At 74.5% G+C, this 15,360-nt stretch carries 12 protein-coding genes; 6 read left to right on the forward strand and 6 right to left on the reverse strand.

Annotated elements, in window-relative coordinates; genetic code table 11:
• The first annotated feature begins 114 nt into the window (after positions 1 to 114).
• The 6 genes from OGL89_RS00005 to OGL89_RS00030 are packed head-to-tail and all read left to right on the forward strand — an operon-like array spanning position 115 to position 8,073.
• Positions 115 to 1,008 (forward strand): glycosyltransferase family 2 protein, encoded by an 894-nt coding sequence (locus tag OGL89_RS00005; protein WP_263117730.1) that lies wholly within the window; start codon positions 115 to 117, stop codon positions 1,006 to 1,008.
• Positions 1,005 to 2,162, forward strand: coding sequence for a glycosyltransferase family 4 protein (locus OGL89_RS00010; RefSeq protein WP_263117731.1), 1,158 nt, complete (start codon positions 1,005 to 1,007; stop codon positions 2,160 to 2,162). The genes OGL89_RS00005 and OGL89_RS00010 overlap by 4 nt, the downstream gene beginning before the upstream one ends.
• A gap of 52 nt (positions 2,163 to 2,214) precedes the next feature.
• Positions 2,215 to 4,476, forward strand: coding sequence for a glycosyltransferase (locus OGL89_RS00015; protein WP_263117733.1), 2,262 nt, complete (start codon positions 2,215 to 2,217; stop codon positions 4,474 to 4,476).
• Positions 4,473 to 5,897 carry an O-antigen ligase family protein gene (locus OGL89_RS17040; protein WP_263117734.1) on the forward strand — a complete coding sequence of 475 codons (1,425 nt, stop codon included), beginning with the start codon at positions 4,473 to 4,475 and terminating at the stop codon, positions 5,895 to 5,897. The genes OGL89_RS00015 and OGL89_RS17040 overlap by 4 nt, the downstream gene beginning before the upstream one ends.
• A complete protein-coding gene (locus OGL89_RS00025; RefSeq protein WP_263117735.1) occupies positions 5,894 to 6,907 on the forward strand; it encodes a glycosyltransferase family 4 protein in 1,014 nt (337 codons plus the stop codon). The genes OGL89_RS17040 and OGL89_RS00025 overlap by 4 nt, the downstream gene beginning before the upstream one ends.
• Positions 6,904 to 8,073 carry a glycosyltransferase gene (locus OGL89_RS00030; protein WP_263117736.1) on the forward strand — a complete coding sequence of 390 codons (1,170 nt, stop codon included), beginning with the start codon at positions 6,904 to 6,906 and terminating at the stop codon, positions 8,071 to 8,073. Before OGL89_RS00025 ends, OGL89_RS00030 begins: the two co-directional genes overlap by 4 nt.
• Here OGL89_RS00030 and OGL89_RS00035 read toward each other — a convergent pair.
• The 6 genes from OGL89_RS00035 to OGL89_RS00060 form a co-directional block, all read right to left on the reverse strand.
• Positions 7,961 to 9,190 carry a glycosyltransferase gene (locus OGL89_RS00035; protein ID WP_263117737.1) on the reverse strand — a complete coding sequence of 410 codons (1,230 nt, stop codon included), beginning with the start codon at positions 9,188 to 9,190 and terminating at the stop codon, positions 7,961 to 7,963. The genes OGL89_RS00030 and OGL89_RS00035 overlap by 113 nt on opposite strands.
• Entirely contained in the window at positions 9,187 to 11,013 is a 1,827-nt protein-coding gene (locus tag OGL89_RS00040) for a Wzz/FepE/Etk N-terminal domain-containing protein (RefSeq protein ID WP_263117738.1), read from the reverse strand. The genes OGL89_RS00035 and OGL89_RS00040 overlap by 4 nt, the downstream gene beginning before the upstream one ends.
• A complete protein-coding gene (locus tag OGL89_RS00045) occupies positions 11,010 to 12,182 on the reverse strand; it encodes a glycosyltransferase (RefSeq protein ID WP_263117740.1) in 1,173 nt (390 codons plus the stop codon). The genes OGL89_RS00040 and OGL89_RS00045 overlap by 4 nt, the downstream gene beginning before the upstream one ends.
• On the reverse strand, positions 12,169 to 13,761 hold the full coding sequence (locus OGL89_RS00050) for a sugar transferase (RefSeq protein WP_263117741.1): 1,593 nt from the start codon (positions 13,759 to 13,761) through the stop codon (positions 12,169 to 12,171). The genes OGL89_RS00045 and OGL89_RS00050 overlap by 14 nt, the downstream gene beginning before the upstream one ends.
• Before the next feature lie 110 nt (positions 13,762 to 13,871).
• Positions 13,872 to 14,495, reverse strand: coding sequence for an aminoacyl-tRNA hydrolase (pth, locus tag OGL89_RS00055; protein WP_263117742.1), 624 nt, complete (start codon positions 14,493 to 14,495; stop codon positions 13,872 to 13,874).
• Positions 14,496 to 14,596: 101 nt separating this feature from the next.
• On the reverse strand, positions 14,597 to 15,196 hold the full coding sequence (locus tag OGL89_RS00060; RefSeq protein ID WP_263117743.1) for a 50S ribosomal protein L25/general stress protein Ctc: 600 nt from the start codon (positions 15,194 to 15,196) through the stop codon (positions 14,597 to 14,599).
• Positions 15,197 to 15,360: the final 164 nt, after the last annotated feature.

The raw sequence follows: 15,360 nt of genomic DNA on the forward strand, positions 1-15,360 counted from the left end.
CGTCGGTACCAGGGCGACCGACCTCGACGCCGATGTACCGAAGTCACCGCAGCATCGCCGCCCGCACCGCCGCCGCACCGACCGCACCCGCCGCACCCGAGGAAGGACCCGCCGATGAGCCCCCGTGCCACCGTGGGCATCCCCGTCTACAACGGGGAGAAGTACCTGCCCGCCGCTCTGGCCTCCGTGCGTGAGCAGGACGAGCCGGACATCGAGATCGTCATCTCGGACAACGCCTCCACCGACGGGACCGAGGCGATCTGCCGGGCGGCCGCCGCCGAGGACCCCCGGATCCGCTACCACCGCCAGGGGGTCAACCGGGGCGGGGCGTGGAACTTCAACCACCTGGTCGAGCTGGCGAGCACCCCGTACTTCACCTGGGCCGCCGCCGACGACATCCGACGACCGGAGTTCGTCCGGCGCTGCCTGGAGGTGTTCGCCGCCTCCGACCCGTCGACCGTGCTGGTCTACCCCCGGACCCGGATCATCGACGCCGAGGGCCGGATCACCGAGGACCTGAACGACGCCGACCTGGCTTGCGACGAGCCCACCCCGCACCAGCGGATGCGGCACTTCCTCACCGCACAGGCGGCGCACATCTTCTACGGACTGCACCGGACCGAGGTGCTGCGCAGCACCCGGGGCATCCGGCCGGTGGTCGGCAACGACATGGTGCTGCTGGCCGAGCTCGCCTGCCGTGGGCCCTTCGCCCTGGTGCCGGAGCAGCTGTTCTGGCAGCGGCGGCACGCGGAGCAGTTCTCCGCGCAGGGCCAGGCGCAGGTGGCCTGGCACGCACCCCGGGCATCGGTACGATTCGCCTTCCCGCACACCAAGGTGAGCGTGGAACTGCTGCGCGGCGTCGCGAGCTCCGACCTGCCGCCGGGTGAGCGGCTGCGGTCGCTGGCCACCGTGCCGACGGCCTGGACCGTCCCGCGCTGGCGGGGCCCCGCGGCGGACGTCTGGGCCGCGCTGGGCCTCCGGCCCCGGCACCAGCGGGCGGCCACGTGACGACGCCCCGCCGGCCCGAGCTGCACCTGCTCACCCCCGGCGACCACTTCTCCCCGCGCACCGGCTCCGCGATCCCGACCGTGGTCGACGGACTGTGCGCCGCGCTCGACCTGCCCGCCGCCGAGCGCCCCCGGGTGGCCGTCGCCCGGGGCACCTACCCGGACCGCTATCCGAGCGCCGTCCCGCTGGAGTACGACCTGCCGGCCGCCGGGCGCACGGACCGGTACCTGGACGCCGCCGCGGGACGGCTCGGACTCCCCCGGCCGGGGGTCCGGCGGGGGCTGCGAGCCGCCCTGAGCACCCAGGACCGCCTGGACGACGCGGTGGTGCTGCTGCACAACGCCCCGCAGGCCGTGCCGCTGGTCGACCCGCGGCACACCCCGGTGCTCTACGCGCACAACCTGCTGCTGCGCAGCTACACCCGGTCCGAGGCCGGCCGGGTGCTGGACCGGGCCGCGGCGATCGTCTGCGTCAGCGCCGCCCTGGCCGAGCAGACCGCCGAGCACCTGCCCACCGGACTGCACGACCGGCTGCGCGTGGTGCCGAACGGGGTGGACACCCGGCGGTTCCGTCCCCGCGCGGACCCGGCTCGCGGTGCACGGCTGCGGGTGCTGTTCGTCGGCCGGATGATCCCGGACAAGGGGGCCGACGTGCTGGTCGACGCGGTCACCCGGCTCGGCCGCGAGGACGTGGAGCTGACGGTCGTCGGCAGTGCGAACTTCGACGCGGGGGCCGAACCCGGCGCCTACGAGCGGGAGGTCTCCCGCCGGGCCGCGGTGCTGGGCGGCCGGGTCCGGCTGCTGCCGTTCACCCCCCGGGCCGAGGTGGCCGAGGTGTTCCGCGCGGCCGACGTGCTGGTCGTGCCGTCCCGGTGGGCGGAGCCGTTCGCGCTCACCGTGCTGGAGGGGATGGCCAGCGGGGTGCCCGTGGTGGCCTCGGCGGTCGGCGGCATCCCCGAGGCGATGGGCGGTGCCGGGGTGCCGGTCCCTCCCGGCGATGCGGGCGCACTGGCCGACGCGCTGGCCGCGCTGGCCGACGACGAGGGCTATCGGCAGCGGGTCGGCGCCGAGGGCCGGACCCGCGCGGAGGCCGGCGACTGGCGCAGGGCCAGAGAACGACTCGATCGGGCGGTTTCACCCGCGCCGGTCGGGTGAACGGCTGTCCGTTTTGTCCTGGATGAGGGGTTTGCCCGGCACGATGTCCTCCATGCGCGTCCTGCGGATCTCCCACAGCGCGGTCGTCACGGCGTGGCGACGGCGGGAGCACGCCCTGCGCGCGGACGGCAGCACCGTGCAACTGCTCAGCGCCCGGCGCTGGCCCGAGGGCGGCCGCCCGGTCGACCTGGAGCCGGAGCCCGGCGAGGACGTGATCGGCGTGCGCACGCTGGGCACCCACCCGCAGCTGTTCCTCTACGACCCCCGGCCGATCTGGCGCGCCCTCGGGCGATCGTGGGACGTGATCGACCTGCACGAGGAGCCCTCCGCCCTGGCCACCGCCGAGGTGCTGCTGCTGCGCGCGCTGCGCCGGGTCCGCACCCCCTACGTGCTCTACTCCGCGCAGAACCTGGCCAAGCGGTACCCGGTGCCGTTCCGCTGGTGGGAGCGCCGGGCCCTGCGAGGCGCCGGGGCGGTCAGCGTGTGCAACGCCGAGGCGGCCCGGATCCTGCGCGGCAAGGGCCTGACGGCTCCGGCGCGGGTGATCGGCCTGGGGGTCGAGCTGCCCGGGACCGAGGAGTCCGGCACCGGGACGCCCGGAACTGTCACGCCCGAAGCCGGAACGCCGGGAGCCGGGACGCCGGCAGCTCCGACCACGTCCGGCAGATTCCGGGTCGGCTACGCGGGCCGGTTCCTGGCCCCGCACAAGGGCATCGCCACCCTGATGGACGCGGTGGCCGCCGACCCGGGGCTCGACCTCGTCCTCGCCGGTGACGGCCCGCAGGCCGCCGAGCTCCGCATGCGCGCCGACCGGCCGGACCTCGCGGGCCGGGTCGCGTTCCGGGGCTCGCTGTCCGGCGACGACCTGAACGCGTTCTACCGCTCGCTGGACGTCTTGGCCGTGCCGTCGGTCGCCGCACCGGGTTGGCTGGAGCAGTTCGGCCGGGTCGCGGTGGAGGCGATGGCGCTCGGCGTGCCGGTGGTGGTCTCCGACAGCGGCGCACTGCCCGAGGTGGTCGGCGACGCCGGGCTGGTCGTGCCCCCGGGCGACATGCCGGCACTGACCCGTGCGCTGCGCCGGGTCCGGGACGAGGACGGGCTGGCGGCTCGGCTGACGGCCGACGGCCGGGAACGCGCGCGGCGGTACACCTGGGCGGCGATCGCCGAGGAGTACCGGGAGCTGTACGCGCTGGCGCGGGGGAACGTTCCGGCCCTCGCCGCGTCGACGCCCGCACCCGACCGGGTCCTCGACCCCGAGGTGGTCGTGGTGGCCTACGGCTCCCCCGGCCCGCTCGCCGACGCGCTGGCCCCGCTGGCCGGGCACCTCCCGATCACGGTGGTGGACAACTCCGGCGACCCGGCCGTCCGCGCCGTCGCCCGGGACGCCGGGGTCCGCTACCTCGACCCCGGCGCGAACCTCGGCTTCGGCACCGCGATCAACCGCGCCCTGGCCGACCGGCTGCGCCTGGGCGCCGACATCCTGCTGCTCAACCCGGACGCCCGGATCGATCTGGCCGGCGTCCGCGCGCTGACCGCCCGCCTGCACGCCGGGCCCCGGATCGGCGCGGTGGGACCGGAGCAGGTGGACGACCACGGCGATCCGTCCCGGGTGCGCTGGCCGTTCCCGACCCCGGGCGGCGTGTGGCGGCAGGCGGTGGGCCTGGGCCTGCCGGACACCGACGACGGGTTCGTGATCGGGTCGGTGCTGCTGCTGCGCGCGGCGGCCCTGGCCGAGGTCGGCGGGTTCGACGAGTCCTTCTTCCTCTACTCGGAGGAGACCGACTGGCAGCGCCGCGCGCACGACGCGGGCTGGTCGGTGGCGGTGTCCGACGGCGCACCCGCCCAGCACACCGGCGCCGGCACCAGCACCGACCCGCTGCGCCGGGAGACCTTCTTCCACGGCGCCCAGGAGCGCTACCTGCGCGCCCATCACGGCGCGGTCGGCTGGCAGCTCGCCCGGATCGGCGTGCTGGCGGGCGCGCTGGCCCGGGCGCCCTTCCCCGGCGAGACCGGTCGGTCGGCGCGGGTGCGGCTGCGGCTGTACCTGCGCGGGCCGTTGCGGGCCGAGGCGGCACTGGGCGACCCGCGAGCACCCCGGTCGTCGACGTTGCCCCCGCTGCCGCCCGGCCCGCTCCGGAGTCCCGGGGACCGGCACGGCCGCGGTCCCGACCACACGGATTCCACGCCCGAGCACGAGGGAGCAGGACCCCAGCGCGAGGGAGCACGACCCGACCGCGAAGGCGCGCGACCCGACCGTGAGGGAGCACGGCCCGACCGTGACGACACCGGCCCGGACCGGGAGGACGCCGCGTGAGCCCCGCCCGCCCCTCCGACGCCACGACGACCCCGGTGTCCGACCACGCCGCCACTCCCGTCGAGACCGCCGCGCCCGACGGGACCGCCCCGCGTCCGCGCCGCGACCGCCTCCCCCAGCCCACCGTCCCGATGCGGATCGCCCTGGCCGTGGGACTGGCGATGATCGGCGTCATCCTGGTCCTCACCACCTCGATCACGCCCTGGTACACCCTGGGGCTGGGTGCTGCGCTGCTGGTGGTCGCCCTGACCCTGCGGGAGCCGATCGCTTTGCCGGTGCTGGCCATGCCCGCGCTGCTGCTGGTCAACCGGGTCGGCGGCACGCTGTCGGTCTCGGACTTCGTGCTGTTCGCGGCGTTCTGGCCCGCCCTGCTGTTCGCCCGTCGCCCGCTCAGCCGGCCGATGCGCAACCTGCTCTGGGTCAACGCGTTCTACCAGGCCACCGTGCTGTTCACCGTGATCGCGAACCCGTACGTCGCCAACGCGGTGGAGTGGCTGCACTCCTGGCTGCTGGTCGGCGGCGCGCTGCTGGTCGGCTGGGCGATCGGCGCCGCGGGCCGGGCCCGGACGGCGGTGGCGCTCTACCTGGCCGGCAGCGCCGTGGTGACGGTGGCCGCGCTGGCCCAGTTCGCGATGAACCTCGCCGCCGGCAACACCGGCGCGGTCTACCTGAACGAGCCGTTCCTGATGCACAAGAACTTCATCGGCTGCGTGCTCGCCTTCGCGGCGGTGGTGGTCTACGCCCGGCCGCGCTGGCTGCGGATGAACAACCTGCTCTGCCTGGGCCTGTTCGCGTTCTTCCTGTCCGGGATCCTGGTCTCCCAGTCCCGGCAGGCGCTGATCGGCCTGGCGGTGGCGGTGACCGTGATCGCGCTGCGGCCGGACCCGAGCCGCCGCCGGTCCAAGGTGGTCCTGCTCGCCGTGGCCGCCGCCGCCGTCGTGGTGGCCTTCCTGGTGCAGGACCAGCTGGAGTCCGGCGACCAGTACAACTCGGCCTACCAGAGGCTGATCTGGTTCGGGCAGTCGCTGCGGATCTGGGAGCAGTACCCGGTGTTCGGCGCCGGGCTGCGCTGGTGGTACACCGACCGGTTCTCCGAGCAGTTCCAGCCGCCGAACGCCGAGTTCGAGATGCTGTCCTCCGGCGGACTGGTGGGCCTGATCGGCTTCCTGCTGATGTTCCTGGTCATGCTGGTGATCCTGTGGCGGGTGGACTCCCGGTTCGGCACGCTGGCGTTCGTCCTGGTGCTGATGCGATTCGTCCAGGGGCAGTTCGACCTGTTCTGGGTGGCCGCGCAGGTGTCCATCCCGTTCGTGCTCGCCGGGATCTGCCTGGGAGCGCAGGAGCACGTCCGGCTGCGCCGTCTGGACGAGGACGACCACGACCATCGCGGCTTCGCCCTGACCCCGAGGATCGACCCATGACCGCCCCCGATGTGGTGCACGTGGTGTGCACCGAGGAGTTCGCCGGCGTCGAGCGCTATGTCAGCACCCTGGCCCGGGTGCAGGACCAGCGCGGCGCCCGGGTGCTGGTGTTCGGCGGGGACCCGGCCCGGATGCCGGCCGAGCTGGCCGGGACCGGGGTGGGCTGGCATCCCGCGGCGACCTGGCGGCAGGCCCGGAGCGGTCTGCGCGGGCTCACGCCCGGGGTGGTGCACGCCCACATGACCGCCGCGGAACTGGCCGCCGTGCTGGCCGGTCGGGCGCCCGTCGTCGCGACCCGGCACTTCGCGGAGCGTCGCGGCTCCTCGCTGCCCGCCCGCACGGTCGGCCGGTTCCTGACCGCCCGGATCGCCGCGCAGGTGGCGATCAGCTCCTTCGTGGCCGAGCGGGTCGAGGGGGCGAGCGTGGTCGCGCACCCCGGGGTGCCCGCCGTCCCGGAGTCGGGCGTCGCCCGGGAGCAGGTCGTGCTGATCGCCCAGCGGCTGGAGGCGGAGAAGCGCACTGACCTCGGGCTGCGGATCTGGGCCGCGTCCGGGCTGGGCTCGCGCGGCTGGACGCTGCAGATCGCCGGGACCGGCGCCCTGCGCCCCGAGCTGGAGACGATGGCCCGTCGACTGGGCGTCGGGGACAGCGTGCGGTTCCTGGGCGCCCGCTCCGACGTCGGCGCCCTGTTGAGCCGGGCCGGGATCCTGTTCGCTCCCCGTCCGGACGAGCCCTACGGCCTGTCCGTGGTCGAGGCGATGGCGCACGGCGTGCCGGTGGTGGCGGGGTCCGGCGGCGGTCACACTGAGACGGTCGGCAGCGTGCCCGGCGCCGTCCTGGTGCCCGCGGACGACCTGGCCACGGCCGGCCGGATGCTGGCCGCCCTCGCCGACGATCCGGCCCGGCGCGCGGCCTACGGAGCCGCCCTGCGGGCCGCGCAGCAGGAGCGCTTCGACCTCTCCGGCCACGCCGACGCGGTGGCCGCGGTGTACGCGGAGGTCCGTCGATGAGCCTGCTGACCACGCCGGTGCGCCAGGACCTGGTGGTGATGTCGCTGGAACCGTGGGACGAGGTCTGGCGCCGGAACCAGCACCTGATCGCCGGTCTGCTGCGGGACGACCCCGGACTGCACGTGCTGTTCGTCGAGCCCCCGGTGGACCACGTGCACGACCTACGGCGCGGCGCACCCCTGACCCTCGCCCGGCGGCTGCGTGCCCTCACCGAGCACGACGGTGCTCCCGCGGGCCGGGCCTGGGCCTACCGCCCGACCAAGTGGCTGCCCCGCCGGCTCGCGCCCGGCGCCGACCGTCGCCGGGCCGCACGCGTGGCCCGGGTGGCCCGCCGGCTGGGCATGCCCGACCCGGTGCTCTGGGTGAACGACCCGGACGGCGCCGGGGTGCTGCGCGCCACCGGTTGGCGGTCGCTCTACGACATCACCGACGACTGGCTGCGCGCCGAGCGGGAACCGGCCGAGCATCGGCGGACCCGGGAGAACGAGGACCTGCTGCTCGCCGACTGCGACGAGGTGGTGGTCTGCTCTCCCGCGCTGGCCCGCAGCAAGGGCAGCGACATCGGCCGCGCCGTCACCCTGGTGACCAACGCGGTCGACGTCCCCGCCTACCGCACCCCCGCGGTCCGGCCCGGAGACCTGCCCACCGGGGACTACGCGCTCTACGTCGGCACCCTGCACCCGGACCGCTTGGACGTGGACGCCTGCCTGCGACTGGCCACCGCGCTGCGCGGGGCCGGGGCGCACCTGGTGCTGGTCGGTCCGCCGCTGCTCGACCCCCTGGACCTGACCCGCCTGGAGGCGGCCGGCGCCGTGGTGCTGGGCGCCCGTCCGGCCGCGGTGGTGCCCGCGTATCTGCAGCACGCCGCCGCCCTGGTGGTGCCGCACCGGGTGGACGACTTCACCGACTCGCTGGACCCGATCAAGCTCTACGAGTACCTGGCGGTGAACCGGCCGATCGTGAGCACACCGGTGGCCGGCTTCCGCGACCAGCCCGCCGACCGGGTGGTGACGGCGTCCCCGCAGCAGCTGCCGGAGGCGGTGCTCCGGGTGCTCAGCGCTCCGCCGGCCCCGGGGACACCGGCCGAGGTGCCCACCTGGTCGGACCGGGTGCGGCAGATGCAGCAGGTGCTGACCCGCGTGCGTGCCGCTGCCACACCGCGGTGAGGATCGCGGCGGTCCGCTCGACCGGGTAGTCCCGCCGCACCCCGAACCAGGCCTGCCGGGCACGGGAGGCGGCGGTGTCCGGGTCGGTCAGCGCCCGGGCGATCGCCTCGGTGAGACCGGCGACGTCCCCGGCCGCCACCAGCTCGCCCCGGGGCTCCTCGCCCACCGGGCGCACGATCTCGTCCACGCCGCCGCCCGCCGTGGCCACCACCGGCACACCACGGGCCATCGCCTCCGCCACCACCTGCCCGAACGGCTCCGGGGTCGGTGAGGCGTGCACCATCACGGTCAGCCGGTCCAGCTCGGCACCGGGATCGGCCACCCAGCCGGTGAACTCCACCCGGCCGGACAGCGCGGGCCGCGCGGCGGCGGACCGGACCCGGTCGGCGTACTCCTGCTCGGCGAACAGCGCGTCCCCGATCACCCGGAACCGCAGCGCGGGGAACCGGTCCGCCAGCAGCTCGGCCGCCGCGAGGAACTCCAGCTGGCCCTTGGTGGGACTGATCCGTCCGACGATCCCGACCACGGGCTCCGGCGGCCGGACCCGGTCGATCGGGTCCGGCCCGATCTGCTCCGGCGCCAGACCGGGGTGCGCCAGGGTCCACCGCGGCAGCGGCAGCAGGGTGTCCGCGGTCGCCCGGGAGTTCACCACCACCTCGGCCGCCGCGTGCCGCGCCAGCAGCCGGATCACCCGCGCCACCGGGCCGGGCAGGTAGTCCGTCGCGATCCGGTCGTGCACGTGCCAGACCACCGGTCGGCGTACCAGCCGCCCGGCGAGCAGGCCGATCAGATCCGCCTTGAGCGACGTCGTGTGCACGACGTCCGGCGCCAGGGCGCGCAGCTCCCGGGCCAGCCGGGCCACGAACGGCACCGTGCGCAGCGCGCTCAGCCGTCCGAGCGAGTGCCGGTCCGTGCCCGCGACCCGCGGGTCCAGCGTCAGCACCTGCACCCGCGCGCCCACCGACCGCAGCCGGTCGACCAGCGGGCCGTCCGCGAACAGCAGGACCGTCACATCCACCAGAGCCGGGTCCAACGCCGCGACCGTGCGCAGCAGGGCCAGCTCGGCCCCGCCGGTCTGGGCGGTGTGGTCCAGCACCACCACCCGGACCGGGGTCACGACCGGGCGGCGAAGTAGCTCGCCGGACGGCCGCGACCGCCACGGGGACCGGCGGGCACGGGCTCGGCGGACTCGGTGGTCTCCTCCGCCTCGGACGACGGCTCCTCGTCCTCGGAGTCGTCGGACTCGGGCTTGGCGTGCCCGGCGTGCTTGACGTCCTGCGCACGCTGGGACTGGCCCGCGGTGGTCGCGGAGGCGGTGGACTCCGCGGTGGTGGCGACCCGGTCGGCCGGCGCGGCGGACTCCGCGTCCCCCGCGTCCTCCGAGGTCGAGTCCGGGTCCCGTGCCGGATCGGTGTCCGCGCTCTCCGCACCGGCGAAGGCGTAGCTGGCCTCGTACCCGATCTCCCGACCGGCGGCGCCGTCCAGGCTCAGACCGAGCAGCCGGGCGTTGGCCGCGCGCAGCCGGTCCGAGGACTCCTCGACCGAGCCGATCCGGGTGTGGCCGATGGTCGCGGCCAGCAGCACCCCGTCCGCGTGCCCGCCCAGGATGGTGGCGTCCGCGGCGACCAGCATCGGCGGGGCGTCGATGATCACCACGTCGGCGGCGGCACGGAGCCGGGAGATCAAGCTGCGCACCTGGTCGCTGGCCAGGAAGTCGGCCGGATCGAGCTCGGTGCGCAGGGCGGGGTGCACGGCCAGGTGCGGGGTGGCGGTGGCCTCGGCGCCGGCCGCGGCGACCGCCTCGGAGACCGTGCCCTCCTCGGAGACCGGCAGCAGCGCGTTCAGCCGGGGCTGGCGCAGATCGCCGGAGAGCACCACGACGCTGCGGCCGGACAGCGCCCAGGACGCCGCCAGGTTCGCCGCGACGAAGGACCTCGGGGTCTCCAGGTCGGCGGAGGTCACCACGATCACAGCACTGCCGGACTCGTTCTCCACCGCCGCCTGCAGCGCGGTCCGCAGCTCACGGACCGAACGGGTGTAGGCGGTGGCCTCGCGGGTGGCGACCGGCAGCACCGACTCGGACTCCCAGGTCTTCAGCGCGTCGGTGGTGCCGGACAGGCGGGCCAGCACCGGCGCGGAGGCGGCCCGCCGGGCGGCACCGGCGGTGCGCACCCGGGTGTCCAGACCGCGGCGCAGCACGGCCAGCGCGATGCCGACCAGCAGACCGGCCAGCACGGCGATCGCGTAGACCAGGGAGACCGGCAGGCTGACCAGCTGGGCGCTGACCGCGTTCTGCAGCACACCTGCCGGGTTCGCCAGCACGGTGGCCTGCGCCTGCTGGGCGGCCAGCGTCTGGTACTGCTCCATGCTCGCCGAGTACTGCGCCTCCAGCAGACCGTCCACCGGGTCGTTGCCCGAGGTGCCCGAGGCGGCGGCGCTCGCGGCCCGGGCGCTGGTGATCGCCTTCTGCTGCTCGTCGATGGTCGCGGCCAGCGCGTCCAGTCGCTGCTTGATCCCGGTCAGGTCGTCGTCGAACTGTCCCTGCAACGCGGCCACGTAGGCACTCGCCATCGCGTTGGCGGCGGCGACGGTCGCCTCCGGGTCGGTGCCGGTGACGTCGACCACGACGTTGTTCGGGTTGTCGGCGACGTACTGCGCGCTCGTCCCCCCGGCCAGCGCATCGGCGGTCACGCCCGCACCGAGCTCCTCGGCGGCCGCGGCCGCGACGTCGTCGGAGGTCACCAGGCTGGGGTCGGACTCGATCCGGACCCCGGCGGCGGCCAGCGTCTCGGCGTCGACGATCTGGACGGTGGCCTCGGCCGCGTACTGCGGCTCCTGGCCGGAGACGTAGAACCAGGCGCCGGCGACCGCGGCCACCAACGACACCAGGACCAACCACTTGCCGAACCACACGGTCCGGAGCATCTCCTGCAGGGTCATCGGGTCTCCTCGGTGGGAACGGGGGCCGACGACGCGACGACGGCGGGGACGGAGGGGGTACGGCCGAGCTCGGCGTCGGCCACGGCGCGCAGCCGGGCGACGAACCGGGGCAGGCCGAAGGACTCGGCATGGGCGCGGAGCAGGTCGGCGTCCCAGGCGCGGGCCAGGGCGCGGTCGATCGCGGCGGCGACGTCCTCGGCGGCCGGCGCGTCGAAGAACTCACCGGTGAGCCCGCCCCGGACCGTGTCCAGGTAGCCACCGTCGTGCAGCACCACCGACGGGCGGCCGAAGGCGGCGGCCTCCAGCGGTGACAGGCCGTAGTCCTCGTAGGAGGCGGCGACCAGCGCGGTGCAGTGCCGGTACAGCCAGCGCAGCCGGGCGTCGTCGACCCGGCCGGCCAGCACCACCCGGGGCAGGTCGCCGACCCGCTGCGCCAACGCGGCGCGCTCCGGTCCGTCACCGACGACCACCAGGCGCAGACCCGGGCTGCGGCGCACCGCCTCGACGATCACGTCGACGTTCTTGTACGGCAGCAGTCGGGCGACGCAGAGCAGGAACCCCGGCTCGACGCCCTCGACCGGCAGCTCCGGACCGTCGGGCAGCATGGCCGGCGGCGGCGGCACCACCTCGGCGTCGATGCCGTACACCTCCCGGACCGCGCGGGCGGTCACCGTGGAGTTCGCCAGGTACCGGTCGGCGGTGTGCGCCGCCCGCTGGTCCCAGGCCCGCAGTCGCGGGGTCAGCGCACCGAGGACGCGAGCCGTCGCCCACCGCGTGAGCCCGCCGTCCCGCCCGAGGTACCGGTCACCCTGGTACAGCCACCGGGCCGGAGCGTGGCAGTAGACCACCTTGCGACCGGTCACCGGAAAACCGTGCGCCCAGCCGGTGGAGGAGGCCAGCACCAGCTCGGCGTCGATCGGGGTGCGGGCCACCGCGCCGGCCAGCAGCGGCAGCGCCAGTCGGTGCGAGCGGCGCAGCGGGCCGATCCGGTTCAGCCGGGAGGTCCGCAGGTCCAGCGCGCCGAACTCCGGGAAGGTGCCCGCCGGGTGGTGCAGCGTGGTGTACATCGGCGCACCGGGGAAGGCCTCGGCCATCATCAGCGCCACCCGCTCGGCGCCACCCCGCTGGGTGGCGTAGTCATGGGCGAGCGCGATCTCAGCGGCCGCCATGTCCGCCCACCACCACACCGAGGGTCCGCCACAGGATCATCAGGTCGAAGGCGATCGACCAGTTCTCCACGTAGCGCAGGTCCAGTTTCACCGCCTCCTCCCAGGGGAGGTCGGCACGGCCGCTGATCTGCCACAGCCCGGTCAGTCCCGGCTTCACCAGCAGCCGACGACGGGCGGACTCGCGGTACTGCACCACCTCGTGCGGGAGCGGCGGACGCGGGCCGACCAGCGCCATGTCGCCGCGCACCACGTTGAACAGCTGGGGCAGTTCGTCCAGCGAGTGCCGCCGCAGGAAGTGCCCGATCCGGGTGATCCGCGGGTCGTGGTCCAGCTTGAACAGCGGGCCGTCCGCCTGGTTCGCGTCCTGGAGCTCGGCCAGTCTCTTCTCCGCGTCGACCACCATGCTGCGGAACTTCAGCATGGAGAACTCCCGGCCCTCCTTGCCGACCCGGGTCTGCTTGAACAGCACCGGTCCGGGGCTGGTGACCTTCACCGCGAGCGCGACCACGGCCAGCACCGGGGCGAGCACGAGCAGACCCCCCACCGCCGCCGTGGTGTCGAAGACACGCTTGTAGACGATCCGGGACCGGCGGGACTCCGCGGCGTTCACGTGGATCAGCGACAGCCCGGCGGTCGGCTCCAGGCTGACCCGCGGTCCGAAGACCTCCACGATCCCCGGCGCGACGACGAGCTCGGTCCGGGTCCGCTGCAGCGCCCAGGACAGTCGGCGCAGCGCCTGCCCGGACAGCTCGGAACCGGTCACGATCACCACGTCGAACCGGCCGTCGACCGCCACCTGCACCACGTCGGACACCGTGCCCAGGACCGGGACACCGAGTCCCGGCATCGGGCCGTCGAAGGACGGCACGCAGACCCCGGCGATCTGGTACCCGTGCTGCGGCAGGCCCCGCAGGTCCTGCACCACACCGGTGATCGAGGACGCGTCGCCGACCACGAGGGTCCGCCGCATCGACTCGCCCGCCGCCCGGCGCTTGTGCAGGGATCGGCGTGCCACGTGCCGCGCCGCGATCAGCACCACCACCACCAGCGGCAGCGCGGCGAACACGATGGTGCGCGGCACCTCGACGTCGGCGCCGACCGCGAGCAGGGCCAGACCGGCGGCGCTCAGCACACCGCCGCGGATCACGGCCTCGAACTCCAGATGGCCGTCGCCGATCACCTGACGCTCGTACCCGCGCTCGACGGCGGTCATCGCGACGAACAGCACGCCGATCATCAGGCCCCAGCTGAGCTGGAGCAGGCTCACCCCGTGCAGGAGGAACAGCAGCAGGGTGGGGATGCCGGTCGCCAGCACCAGATCGCGGGCCAGCGTCTCGGCCTGGTAGCTCGCGTGCTGGCTGCGCCAGTCGGAGGCCTCGGTGCCGGGCAACGGCGTGTGGAACGGCTTGTCGGACGCCCAGGACAGACGCGGTCCGCGGGTGGAGCGGCGACGCTCCGCGGCGTCGTCGGCGTGGACCGTGACGCCCTCCGGCGGGGTCTCCACCGCGGTGAACCGGGCGGAGGGGTCAGCGGCGCCGCGCTCGGTGCGCGGTACGTCCTGATCGTCGAGCAGACTCATGGGTCCCCCTGTGCCTCGGTGACGCTCGTGAGGCTATATCAGTGGGTTTGTCCTAGTCCGCCCTATCTGTCCGTTTTCACCCCGTTCGCACCCGTATGGGTGAGTCGGTGTCAGACGCCCTTGGTGTGGAAACGCAGCTGGGCCTTCTCCAGCCCTTCGGTGATCAGGAGTTCGACCGCGTCCGCCGCGTCGTCGAGCAGGAACGGCAGCTCCTTGCGCTCGCTCCCGCCGAAGTCCTTCAGCACGAAGTCAGCCGCGTCCTGACGCCCCGGCGGCCGCCCCACCCCGACCCGCACCCGCAGGTAGTCCTTGGTGCCCAGCGCCTTGGTGGTGTCCCGCAGACCGTTGTGCCCACCCTCACCGCCACCCCGCTTGAGCCGCACCGCACCGAACGGGATGTCCAGCTCGTCGTGGACCATGACCACCCGCTCCGCGGGGATGTCGTAGTACTGCGCCAGCCCGGAGACCGGACCGCCCGAGGTGTTCATGTAGGTGCCCGGCTTCGCCAGCACCGCCCGCGGCCCGGGCGCCCCACCCGGCAGCGTGCCGATCCGGACCTCCGCGGTGGCCGCCTGCGGTCGACGGGACAGCAGCCCGCCGCCCCGGGTGGAGAACGGGGTCGACGCGCGCCGCGCCAGCTCGTCCAGCACCATCTGCCCGACGTTGTGCCGGTTCCCGGCGTACTGCGGTCCGGGGTTGCCCAGCCCGACCACCAGCCAACGGCCCTCGCTCATCGTTCTCCTTCTGGGTGGGTCCGGACATGCCGGACGCCCGGCACCTGCACGGTACCGGGCGTCTCGGCGTGGTCGGCGCGCTCAGCGCACGCCGGTGGAGGTCACTCCGCGGCGGCCTCGGCAGCCTCGGCAGCAGCGGCGTCGGCCTCCTCGTCGGCGGCGGTCGCACGCGGCACGGCGATGGCGACCATGACGATCTCGCCGTCGGTCAGCAGCGCGGTGCCCTGGGGCAGGGTCAGCTGGGCGGCGGTGATCGCGGCACCGGCCTCCAGTCCCTCGATGTCGACCTCCACGTGCTGCGGCAGGTGGGTCGCCTCGGCCTCGAGTTCGACGTTCTGGGTCTCCACGATGTGGATCGTGCCGGGGGCGGACTCACCGACGATGGTGACCGGGACCTCGACCGAGACCTTCTCACCCTTGCGGACGATCAGCAGGTCGACGTGCTCGATGACCTGGCGGACCGGGTCGCGCTGCACGTCCTTGGCGATGGCCAGGGTGTCCTTGCCGTCGAGCTCGATGGTGAACAGGGCGTTGGCCTGCTTCAGCGACATCATGGTGGCGTGGCCCGGCAGGGACACGTGCACCGGGTCGGTCCCGTGGCCGTAGAGCACCGCGGGGATCTGGTTGGCCCGGCGCAGGCGACGGGCGGCGCCCTTGCCGAACTCGGTACGGGTGGTGGCGACGAGCTTGACCTCAGACATGGTGACTCCTGTGCGTACGGGGGTGGCGAAGGCGACGTGGCCTCGACGCGGCACGACAGACGGGCACGCGGAGGCATCCACCCTGTCGATCACGGAGCGGCAGGTCGGGCCCGAAGACCGTTCCCGTCCGACGTCCCTCGCCGAGGCAACTTGCCGATCTTACC

This window comes from Cellulomonas sp. RIT-PI-Y (assembly GCF_025642745.1).
Classification (GTDB): Bacteria; Actinomycetota; Actinomycetes; order Actinomycetales; family Cellulomonadaceae; genus Cellulomonas.

Coding starts and splice junctions, on each gene's coding strand:
- OGL89_RS00015 (WP_263117733.1), top strand. CDS start 2,215: ATGCGCGTCCTGCGGATCTCCCACAGCGCGGTCGTCACGGCGTGGCGA.
- OGL89_RS00030 (WP_263117736.1), top strand. CDS start 6,904: ATGAGCCTGCTGACCACGCCGGTGCGCCAGGACCTGGTGGTGATGTCG.
- OGL89_RS00040 (WP_263117738.1), bottom strand. CDS start 11,013: ATGACCCTGCAGGAGATGCTCCGGACCGTGTGGTTCGGCAAGTGGTTG.
- pth (WP_263117742.1), bottom strand. CDS start 14,495: ATGAGCGAGGGCCGTTGGCTGGTGGTCGGGCTGGGCAACCCCGGACCG.
- OGL89_RS00060 (WP_263117743.1), bottom strand. CDS start 15,196: ATGTCTGAGGTCAAGCTCGTCGCCACCACCCGTACCGAGTTCGGCAAG.
- OGL89_RS00025 (WP_263117735.1), top strand. CDS start 5,894: ATGACCGCCCCCGATGTGGTGCACGTGGTGTGCACCGAGGAGTTCGCC.
- OGL89_RS00045 (WP_263117740.1), bottom strand. CDS start 12,182: ATGGCGGCCGCTGAGATCGCGCTCGCCCATGACTACGCCACCCAGCGG.
- OGL89_RS00050 (WP_263117741.1), bottom strand. CDS start 13,761: ATGAGTCTGCTCGACGATCAGGACGTACCGCGCACCGAGCGCGGCGCC.
- OGL89_RS00005 (WP_263117730.1), top strand. CDS start 115: ATGAGCCCCCGTGCCACCGTGGGCATCCCCGTCTACAACGGGGAGAAG.